Genomic DNA, 11627 nt, shown 5'->3' with positions numbered 1-11627 from the left:
TGGAATGAGCTACATATGTCTACAAATTTTCCAACTTATTGGGATTAGTCACACACACTTTTTGTCCTATAACCCTTAATATAAAAGCGAGCATTCTTATGGATGCTCGCTTTTGCTTATGTGTTAATCTATTATTCTGTTGTAGCTAATTGAATATGACGACCGTATGTTTTGAGGTAATCTTTTAGGGCTTGAATATATTCTTGTCCTAAACGACTTCGTTGCATTTTGTTATTTGTAATATAACCGATGTGCATAATGCCTTCTTCTGCAAGAGGGACTGCGATGATATTTTCGCCATTAACTTCCTCATCGATAACACCACTAGACACGGTATAGCCATTAAGGCCTAATAATAAGCTAAATAGAGAAGCACGATCACGAACACGAATATGCTTCGGTCTGACTACAGTGCTAAAGATTTCTTCAGAGAAATAGAAGGAGTTGTGATCGCCTTGTTCAAAGGAGATATATGGATACTCTTCAAGTTCTTCCATAGATATTTTCTTTTTTGTCGCTAATGGATGGTGTTTACCAATAAATACATGTGGATGAGCAGTAAATAACTCAGTAAAGGTCAATTCATTTGAGTGAATGAGTTTCTCCAAAACAGGTCGATTGAAATCATTATAGTATAATAAACCAATTTCACTTTTCATATGTGTTACATCATCGATGATTTCATAGGTTTGCGTTTCTCGTAATGAGAAGTCATAAGAGTCTACATTGGCACGATTAATTAATTCTGCAAAAGCTGTTACAGCAAAAGAATAGTGTTGTGTAGATACGGAGAATTGTTTTTTACCTCCTGTATTACTTTTATACTGTTCTTCTAATAAGGTAGCTTGCTCTAATACTTGTCGAGCATAGCCTAAAAATCGCTCACCTTCCTTAGATACAGTAATTCCTTTATTGGTTCTATCAAAAATGGTGATGCCCATTTCTTTTTCTAATTCTTTTATGGCTTTTGTTAAACTTGGTTGAGACACGAATAAACGTTTTGCTGCCTCACTAATGCTACCGATGTTGGCGATAGTCGTTACATATCGTAATTGTTGTAATGTCACAATTGTTCTCCTTATAATATGGATTATACATTATTAATACTAAACGATTACACCTATTTTAGCAATGTTATATATGTTACAATGATAGGAAAGAATAGGAGGACTTATGCTAAAAGAAGTTATCGTCGTAGAGGGAAAATCAGATATACAACGTATACAACAAGCTGTTACAGCTGACTGTATTGCTACTGAAGGATTCACATTGCGTAAAGGTGTAATTGAACAGATTCGTGTGGCCTATGAAAAACGAGGCATTATTATCCTTACAGATCCAGATACTGCGGGAGAACGTATACGTCGTGTGTTGACAAAGAAATTTCCCAATGCGCAGCATGCATTTGTGCCACGTAATGAAGCCTTTGCTAATGATGACATTGGTATAGAACAAGCCTCTCCTGAATCTATACGCAGAGCATTATCTGTATTGCATACAGAAACGATAGACTCTTCTAATGAATTTACTATGGCAGACTTAGTGAGTCATGGCTTATCAGGATTTCCCAATAGTGCAGAGCTTCGTGCTTCCATAGGTGCTAAGCTTGGTATTGGGTACGGCAATGGTAAGCAATTTTTATATCGCTTAAATCATTATGGTATTACAAGAGCGGCTTATGAAGCAGCCGTTCAATCTATTATTAATAAAGAGTTATGAGTTTTAGCAACATGTACTTTCATAACTAAAAGAGTTAGTATAGTATAGCATATGAGTATCTCAGAGTATGGGAAGTATAATACATAATAGTTAAGAATAATAAATAATAGTAAGAATATATACGGGAGTAAATATGATTGAATCCATTATTGCAAGTCCTGAAGTGGTGCATTATATATGTAAACGTTTTGATATTAAAATGAGTAAGAAGTTGGGTCAAAACTTCTTGATTAAACGAGGTATCGTAGATGAAATCGTCAAATCAGCAGATTTAGAGCCAGGAGAACCAGTGCTTGAAATTGGCCCAGGTATTGGTACATTAACGCAAGGTTTAGCTCAAAGTGGAGCACAAGTAACGGCTATTGAATTAGATACACGATTACTAGAGGTACTAGACACTACATTGGGGCAATATGAGAATGTAAAAATCGTACATGGTGATGTATTAAAACTTGATGTATCTTCTATTATGAATCATGAGCCATTTAAGGTAGTAGCTAATTTACCTTATTATATTACAACGCCTATTATTATGTCGTTATTAGAAAGTAAACTGCCTATTGAACGTCTTGTTGTGATGGTTCAAAAGGAAGTGGCATTGCGCATGGTGGCTAAACCGGGTACCAAAGATTATGGTGCTTTGTCTGTAGCGGTACAGTACTATACAAAACCAGATATTGTTCTTGATGTGCCACCAAAATCATTTTTACCTGCACCAGCTGTAACGAGTTCTGTTATTCGCTGTGTATTGCGTGATAAACCGCCAGTCGATGTGGTAGATGAGAAATTGTTTTTCCGCGTTGTGAAAGCTGGTTTTGCACAGCGTCGTAAAACATTTTCTAATACGATGAAAACTACAGGACTTAGTAAAGAACAAATTGATGCAGTATTACAAGAGGCTGGCATCGATGGGCAACGTAGAGGTGAAACATTTACTCTTCAAGAATTTGCAGATGTAGCTAATGCGTGGGACAAGATATTAATATAGGATTTTTTCATATTAGAATACTCATTTCGTAAGTTTGTATTGACACCAATCATATTTGTGGTTGGTGTCTTTTTTATATGATATATGAAATTTTAACTGTTAAAAACTGTAAGATTTATAGTTAATCTGATGGATTGTTACATATTGCATTAGGAGATTGGGTAGGGATTTATATACTTTGTTTTAGAAATAGTTGATTTTTTTAGTGTAGTGTAAAAGTATTAGAATGTATTGTAACAGAAAATGAGTTAATCATGAAATGCTTGAATTAAAATCATACTTAATATAGGCGCTTTAGAGGGATTTTCTGTTTTATTCGAATCTGAATAAGTAAGTATGAAAGGGAATAGGATTCTTGAATGAACAATAGGTCGTATAAAATAATTTGGAACAAAGAGAGACAACAATATGTAGTAAAGTCACCGTCAAATGCAAAAACATTTGCAAGAACGGCGTTGGCAGCAGCAACTGTTATCGGTATCATGTCCTCTTCCGTTGGAGTGGTTAGTGCAGCAACCGCTATTACAGACACTACTTCTGGAACTGTTAGTTCGAACGGTTCTCCTGTATATGTGGAAACCAAAACAACGGGCAATAAGGAAATTGAAATTGGTGAAACTGCTACTGCAGAAGGTGTAAATAATATAGCAATCGGTAATGGATCGCAAACTACAGGGAACGAATCGGTGGCTATCGGCAATACCGCTCTTGCAGGTGGTACGGTTACAACATCAGTTAAAATAAAAGATGAGACTGGAAGTAAAACAGATCCTGCTAATTATACATTTACTACAGTTGCTGCTAAGGATGCTACTGCTATAGGTGGTTCTACCAAGGCACAGGGCGATCAATCGACAGCAGTAGGCTATAGTGCGTCTGCGTATGGAAATAACTCTATTGCTCTTGGTATGGGAGCTGTAACAGGCGTGCAAGATCAATTGGGTAAGGTGTTAAGTTCATCGGGGGCTATTGGTTTATATGGTGAGAATGCCGTAGCCATCGGTGCTAAGGCCAAGGCTCAATCAACTGCTTCTGTAGCTATTGGGGCTAATACAGTAGCTATTGCAGATACGGTATCTAATTTTACTAGTACTATTAAAAGGCCTATTACGGTTATTGGTACTGATGCGATTATTGATGGTGGTAATAAAGGATCTAACGGTTCTACAGCTGTGGGGAGTAATTCCTTAGCCGGGTTATTGTATCGCGTTAAAGGTGATACAGATAGTAATTTTAAGGATAAAGCTAGTTTTACGGATGCAGATTATAATACGGCAACAGGTGGATTGACAACGACTAAAAATACTGCTATTACACATTCGTATTATACTAATGATTTATTTGCTTTAGCCGGTATTGATACAACGAAAGCCACTATTGATGTGAATGAAGCAACAGCTATTGGTTTTGATGCGCGCGCATTAGGCGATCAATCTATCGCTATTGGCGCTCAAACTGTGGCAGGGCATTCTTCCGTTGCTATCGGTGGTAATGATATGAATTCAGTATCAGCTACAGCAAAAAATGCCTATACCGATAATGTAGGGAAGGCATTTCCAATTAATTCTATTTCAGACTTTTATCCTACTACCAGTGCTTTGGATGGTTCGGTAGCTATTGGTCAAAAAGCGGCATCTTATTCTTCTTTGGGTACAGCTATTGGTACAGCGGCAGTAGTAGCATCTAAAGCGACATTAGGTACAGCTATTGGTGCACAGACTGGGGATGGTAAAGCTGATGCTGTTGGTACAACTGCTATCGGTGCTGGTGCGTATGCGAATGCACGTCATGCTACTGCTATAGCTATAGGTTCTCAGGCGTTGGGTGTTAATTCGGTAGCAACTGGTTATAAGAGCAATGCAAGTGGTGTAGATTCTGTAGCAATTGGTCGAGAAGCGAAAGCAAGTGGTACACAATCAATTTCTATAGGCACGTCAAACAGTGTGTCAGGAAATTATTCGGGTGCTGTCGGTGATCCGTCTATTATAGAAGGTACTGGATCTTTTACAGTTGGTAATGATAATGCAGTTGGCGCTACTTCTACTAATGTAGGAGCATTTGGTAATAATAACCAAATTGGTGCTACTGCAACTTATGATAGTAATGGTAAATTACAAACAACACCTGGATTGGTTATTACTGCAGCTGTAGATAGTTCTAAAGTAGTAGGCAATAATAACTATGTAAATACATCTGGCACCTATGTGTTGGGTAGTGGTATTGGTGTAAAATCAGATAAGTCTGTAATGGATACTGTGGCTAATTCCGTGTATTTAGGTGATAATAGTCAGGTACTGGCAACAGCTGGTGCTAATATGAACGTAGATGGTGTGGCTGGTAGAACAACTACTGGTGGCGCTACAGGTTCTGTATCTACAGCAACTGTTAAAAGTACGTATGCAGCTACAACTACGGATGCAGCTACAACTACAACTTTAACATATGGAGGGTTTGCTGGTGAAACAGCGGTAGGTGCTGTTTCTGTTGGTGCTGCAGGTAGTGAACGAAGAATCCAAAATGTAGCTGCTGGAGAAATTTCTGCTACATCTACAGATGCAATTAATGGCTCCCAATTATATGTAGCAAACCAGGTAACTGCTAATGTAGCAGGATCTGTAGCCGATATAATTGGTGGTGATACAACAGTTAATCCAGATGGAACATTAGCAGTCACTAATATTGGAGATACAGATAAAACGAATGTTTCTGATGCTATTAAAGCAGCAAAAACAACTGTCACATCTGATGATAACTCTGTAACAGTTGTATCTGAGAAAGAGGCAGATGGTCATACTAATTATGATTTAGCAGTAACAAAAGGGTCTCTAACAGCAGGCTCTAACGGCACAGTAACAGGTGCAGCAGCTGATGGTGTAGCTGGTGCAACAACATCTAATTCCTTTGCTACAGTCGGTGATGTAGCAAATGCGATTAATAATAGCGGCTTTACATTGACTACTGATAAAACAGGTAGTGGTACAAATTCTGCAACAGACAGTGAATTGATTAACCCTGGTGACACAGTAACGATGGTAGCTGGGAACAATCTTGATGTGAAACAAGTGGATGGTACAGTTACTTATGCCTTGAAAGATGCTATTAGCCTTAGCTCCGTTACAACTGGGGATACAACAATGACAACAGATGGCATTGTTATTAAAAATGGTGCAGCCGGAAAGCCTGTATCCTTAACAAAAGGCGGTTTAGATAACGGTGGTAATACAATTACCAATGTAGCAGCTGGTACGGCGCCTAATGATGCGGTAAATTTCAGTCAATTAACTGAAACAGTTGCAGGTGCAAAAACAACTGTCACATCTGATGATAACTCTGTAACAGTTGTGTCTACGACAGATACTGATGGTCACACTAATTATGATTTAGCAGTTACCAAAGGTAGCTTTACAACTACAAATGGTACTGTAAAAGCAGAGCCTGCAAATGGTGCAGATAGTAAGCCAATTACTAATTCTTTTGCCACAGTAGGTGATGTAGCAACGGCGATTAATAATAGCGGCTTTACATTGACTACTGATAAAACAGGTAGTGGTACAAATTCTGCAACAGATAGTGAATTGATTAACCCTGGTGATACAGTAACGATGGTAGCTGGGAATAATCTTGATGTAAAACAAGAGGATGGTACAGTTACCTATGCCTTGAAAGAGGATATTACGCTTAACTCCGTTACAACTGGGGATACAACAATGACAACAGATGGCATTGTTATTAAAAATGGTGCAGCCGGAAAGCCTGTATCCTTAACAAAAGATGGTTTAGATAACGGTGGTAATACAATTACCAATGTAGCAGCTGGTACAAATGATACTGATGCGGTGAATGTTAGCCAATTGAATACAAAAGTGGCAGGTGCTAGAACTACAGTTACGTCTGCGGATAAAACCGTAGCAATTGAAGAGACTGTAGATGAAGATGACGGACATATTAATTATGACTTGGCAGTAACAAAAGGGTCTTTAACAGCAGGATCTAACGGCACAGTAATAGGTGCAGCAGCTGCTGATGTAGACGGTGCTACCCCATCTAATTCTTTTGCCACAGTCGGTGATGTAGCGAATGCGATTAATAATAGCGGCTTTACATTGACTACTGATAAAACAGGTAGTGGTACAAATTCTGCAACAGACAGTGAATTGATTAACCCTGGTGATACAGTAACGATGGTAGCTGGGAATAATCTTGATGTAAAACAAGAGGATGGTACAGTTACCTATGCCTTGAAAGAGGATATTACGCTTAACTCCGTTACAACTGGGGATACAACAATGACAACAGATGGCATTGTTATTAAAAATGGTGCAGCCGGAAAGCCTGTATCCTTAACAAAAGATGGTTTAGATAACGGTGATAATACAATTACCAATGTAGCAGCTGGTAAAAATGATACTGATGCGGTGAATGTTAGCCAATTGAATACAAAAGTGGCAGGTGCTAGAACTACAGTTACGTCTGCAGATAAAACCGTAGCAATTGAAGAGATTGTAGATGAAGATGACGGACATATTAATTATGACTTGGCAGTAACAAAAGGGTCTCTAACAGCAGGCTCTAACGGCACAGTAACAGGCTTAGCTTCCCCTGATGTAGACGGTGCTACCCCATCTAATTCTTTTGCCACAGTTGGTGATGTAGCAAATGCGATTAATAATAGCGGATTCACGTTGAAAACTGCTAAAACAGGTAGTGGTACGAATAGTACAACAGATAGTGAACTGATTAACCCTGGTGATATAGTAACGATGGTAGCTGGGAACAATCTTGATGTAAAACAAGAGGATGGTACAGTTACCTATGCCTTGAAAGAGGATATTACGCTTAACTCCGTTACAACTGGGGATACAATAATGACAACAGATGGCATTGTTATTAAAAATGGTGCAGCCGGAAAGCCTGTATCCTTAACAAAAGATGGTTTAGATAACGGTGGTAATACAATTACCAATGTAGCAGCTGGTACAGCGCCTACTGATGCGGTAAATGTCAGTCAATTAACTACAGCAGTGGCAGGTGCAAAAACAACTGTCACATCTGATGATAACTCTGTAACAGTTGTGCCTACGACAGTGAAAGATGGTCATACTAATTATGATTTAGCAGTTACCAAAGGTAGCTTTACAACTACAAATGGTAGTGTAACAGCAGTGCCTGCAAATGATGCAGATAGTAAGCCAATTACTAATTCTTTTGCCACAGTCGGTGATGTAGCAAATGCGATTAATAATAGTGGATTCACGTTGAAAACTGCTAAAACAGGTAGTGGTACGAATAGTACAACAGATAGTGAACTGATTAACCCTGGTGATACAGTAACGATGGTAGCTGGGAACAATCTTGATGTAAAACAAGAGGATGGTACAGTTACCTATGCCTTGAAAGAGGATATTACGCTTAACTCCGTTACAACTGGGGATACAACAATGACAACAGATGGCATTGTTATTAAAAATGGTGCAGCCGGAAAGCCTGTATCCTTAACAAAAGATGGTTTAGATAACGGTGGTAATACAATTACCAATGTAGCAGCTGGTACAGCGCCTACTGATGCGGTAAATGTCAGTCAATTGACTACAGCTGTAGCAGGTGCGAAAACGACTGTTACATCTGATAATAAAACAGTAGCAGTTAGAGAAACTACAAAAGATGACGGTCATACTAATTATGATTTGGCAGTAACAAAAGGGTCTTTGACAGCAGAATCTAACGGTACAGTAACAGGTACAGCCTCCACAGATGTAGACGGCGCGACAACATCTAATTCCTTTGCCACAGTTGGTGATGTAGCGAATGCGATTAATAATAGCGGATTTACATTGAAAACTAATAAAACAGGTACTGGTACAAATTCTGCAACAGGCAGTGAATTGATTAATCCTGGTGACAATGTGACAATGATCGCAGGAAATAATTTGGATGTAGCACAATCCAATGGTACTGTTACATATGCTTTGCAGAATGATATTACGTTAAACTCTGTTACAACTGGTAACATTGTGATGAATAATACTGGCCTTACTATTGGTAGCGATAGCAATACGACAGTGATTAATGCTGGCGGCATTACTATTAATCAAGGTGCTAAGGGAAATCCTGTTAGCTTGACTAACTCTGGTTTAGATAATGGTGGTAATAAGATTATTAATGTTTCACCTGGCGAGGCAGATACTGATGCAGTAAATGTGAGTCAATTAAAGCAGATGGGGAATAATGTGGATCTCGCTATTGCGGATGTGAAGGATGATATTGCTGATACAGGCGCAAATGCGGCAGCATTGTCTGCATTAAAACCGTTACAATACGATCCATTAGAACCAACTCAAATTATGGCAGGTATAGGTGGATATAAAGGTTCTCATGCGTTGGCTGTTGGTGTGGCACATTTCAAAAATGAATCTACTATGTTCCATGCTGGTGTAACTATGGGGAATCATAATACCATGTATAATGCTGGTGTTACGTGGAAATTTGGTAATCGTGATGAAGAGGAAGCTGTTCCAGATCGTTACAAAGCAGGTCCTATCAGTTCTGTATATGTAATGCAGGATGAAGTGTCGGCAATCAAAGTTCAAAACCAACGTCTTTTAGCAGAAAATAAAGCACAAAAAGATGAAATTGAACAAATGAAACAGATGATTCAAGCATTAGTTCATAAAGTAGGATTGTAAGAGAGGAACTTGGATGAAAAAACAAATTATTCTAACTGCATTGGCATGTATGATGACTGTGACTACGGCGTTTGCTGAAAAAGATGTATTATTGGAAACTAATCCGGCAAATGCTATTGTTGGTACTGATGATTATTTAGTGGAAACAGTTAGACCTGAAACAGCTGAACAAATCATGGCCTTTGCACAGCAATGGGCGCATGCTCGTGAAGCAATTGCTACTGCAAAAGAGCATCAGATGAGCGGAACTTTGACGGAAACAGATAAGTTGTGGTTAGATTCTGATGTAAAGAAAATATTGAAGCGAGAATATTCTTATGCGTCGTTATTTGATGATCGTATTATAGGACGTGTTCATTTTTATGAACGTTCACATAATTGGAATGGTGAAAATGAAGGAATTCAAACTTATAATTATGTGACCTATAAGGGTGCGGATAATCAGGGTTCAGAATATTATACTAATAGCTATGGATTTAATGTACTTCGCACAATGGCAGATGCTATGCGTACATCTATGTATGCTGCAGAAGCATCAGATTTGCAAGGTGATGCGTTTGCTGAAGATGTAAAAAATAGATTGACATCGATATTAGAACAAACTCAGAGCACTGTGCAAAATGATGAACTTCGCTATTATGTAAATAATACAGTTTGGTATGCGACGAAACAAGTTGTTAAAGAGCGTCGAATGATGGAACCTCGATAGAATATACCTCTATTTAAAAGTGATATTAGTGTCTGCATTGATTAATCGATGCAGACACTTTATCATTGTAAGTAAGGGGCGTTTATATGTCTTGTTTTACAAAAAACTCTAAGCTATAAAGGCTTATTTAAATGTGTTTAAAGCACAAAAATACCAAGATAATTACAGAAAATTCATCTGTAATTATCTTGGTATTTTCTATATATGAAAAGAGCTGCAACTAGAATGAGGTTTTACCTCATTCTGTTACAGCTCCTTTTTTGAATTAGTATAACCAACTAGCCATACTTGTAATGATGAATGCATTGGCAAAGTCAATTAAGAATGCGCCTACAAGGGATACAACGAGCCATGCACGAGGCGATGGACCGTGTTTACTTGCTAAGGACAACATATTAACTAATGCATTTGGTGTAGCTCCTAAGCCGAAGCCGATAGCACCAGCACCAAGCATTACAGAATCGTAATTGCGACCGAATAATAAGAAGATAAGGTAAGCGAAAATTACGATAGCAATCATTTGTCCTGCTAAAATTGCAATAAGTGGTAATGCTAAATCGATTAATTGAACTAGTTTCAAACTGTTAATAGCCATAGTTACGAATAATGCTAAGGCTACATTAGATACTGCATCAAGGGCAGCATCATTGATTTTGTATTTCTTAGAGAAATCACCAAAGTTACGAATACAAGCTGCTACAATCATAGAACCGATATATGCAGGTAATGGTGTAAGAATGGATAAACCATAACTTACAAGAGTACCGATACCTAAGGCTAAACCAATCCACATACAGATGGTGAGAAGAGCTTGGCTATTGAATTGTTTACCGCCACTTTCCACACGATCTTCCATCATGTCGATACCTTCATCATTCATAGTTTCAGGGCTGTCATAAGGTGTTTTTACACTATGCATTTTGATGATACGTTCACCTACAGGAGCGCCGAGCACTGTACCTGCTACCATACCGAAGGTAGCCGCTGCTACGGCAGCTGTAGCGGTACCAGGGATACCGAGCAATTGTTCAAAGTGCGGACCAAAGGCACCAGCAGTACCAAGACCACCCATCATAGATACGGACCCTGCCATAATGCCAAGGATAGGTTCAACACCTAATGCTTTGGCAATAGAGATGCCAATTGTATTTTGGACAACAATCCACGCTGCACAGAGGAGGAAGAAGAAGAAGATAAAAATACCGCCTTTTTTCAATACTTTTAAAGAGGCCATTAAGCCGATGCTGGTAAAGAAGGCAAGCATTAAAAATGTTTGAAGGGAACTGTCAAAACTAATATTTAAAATCTTATAGTATGACAAAATTGCAGTAAAAAAGGCAAATGGTAATGCCCCTACAGCAGGTGCTGGCATACATAGGCGTTGCAATACTTTGGAATGTTTATTAATCCACATACCGATGAAGAGGGTAATGACTGCAAGGCCTACGGTTTGAATCATGGACAACTTTAAAGTCCATACATCATTGACTAACTTTAGGTCAATTAGTCCCATAAAATCACTCCTTTT

The 11627-nt window shown here is 38.5% G+C and carries 6 protein-coding genes; 4 read left to right on the top strand and 2 right to left on the bottom strand.

Annotation, left to right across the window (positions count from 1 at the left end; translation table 11 throughout):
* Positions 1-131 precede the first annotated feature (131 nt).
* Positions 132-1067, bottom strand: coding sequence for a LysR family transcriptional regulator (locus EO120_RS06575; RefSeq protein WP_127134691.1), 936 nt, complete (start codon positions 1065-1067; stop codon positions 132-134).
* Positions 1068-1173: 106 nt separating this feature from the next.
* Between EO120_RS06575 and rnmV the strand changes: the two genes are divergently transcribed.
* From rnmV to EO120_RS06555, 4 genes are all read left to right on the top strand, one after another.
* The gene (rnmV, locus tag EO120_RS06570) at positions 1174-1719 is read left to right on the top strand and encodes a ribonuclease M5 (protein WP_127134690.1); all 546 of its coding nucleotides are present in this window, start codon (positions 1174-1176) and stop codon (positions 1717-1719) included.
* 133 nt (positions 1720-1852) lie between these two features.
* The gene (gene rsmA, locus EO120_RS06565; RefSeq protein ID WP_127134689.1) at positions 1853-2707 is read left to right on the top strand and encodes a 16S rRNA (adenine(1518)-N(6)/adenine(1519)-N(6))-dimethyltransferase RsmA; all 855 of its coding nucleotides are present in this window, start codon (positions 1853-1855) and stop codon (positions 2705-2707) included.
* Positions 2708-3066: 359 nt separating this feature from the next.
* Positions 3067-9390, top strand: coding sequence for a YadA-like family protein (locus tag EO120_RS06560; RefSeq protein WP_127134688.1), 6324 nt, complete (start codon positions 3067-3069; stop codon positions 9388-9390).
* Between the two features lie 13 nt (positions 9391-9403).
* The gene (locus EO120_RS06555) at positions 9404-10099 is read left to right on the top strand and encodes a hypothetical protein (protein WP_127134687.1); all 696 of its coding nucleotides are present in this window, start codon (positions 9404-9406) and stop codon (positions 10097-10099) included.
* A 265-nt stretch (positions 10100-10364) separates the two neighbouring features.
* Here EO120_RS06555 and EO120_RS06550 read toward each other — a convergent pair whose 3' ends face one another.
* Positions 10365-11612 (bottom strand): sodium/glutamate symporter, encoded by a 1248-nt coding sequence (locus EO120_RS06550; RefSeq protein ID WP_127134686.1) that lies wholly within the window; start codon positions 11610-11612, stop codon positions 10365-10367.
* Positions 11613-11627 lie beyond the last annotated feature (15 nt).

Source organism: Veillonella caviae (assembly GCF_003992125.1).
GTDB lineage: Bacteria > Bacillota > Negativicutes > Veillonellales > Veillonellaceae > Veillonella > Veillonella caviae.
Note: the sequence above shows the minus strand (reverse complement) of the source record. Positions and strands in the feature narration are given on the sequence as shown.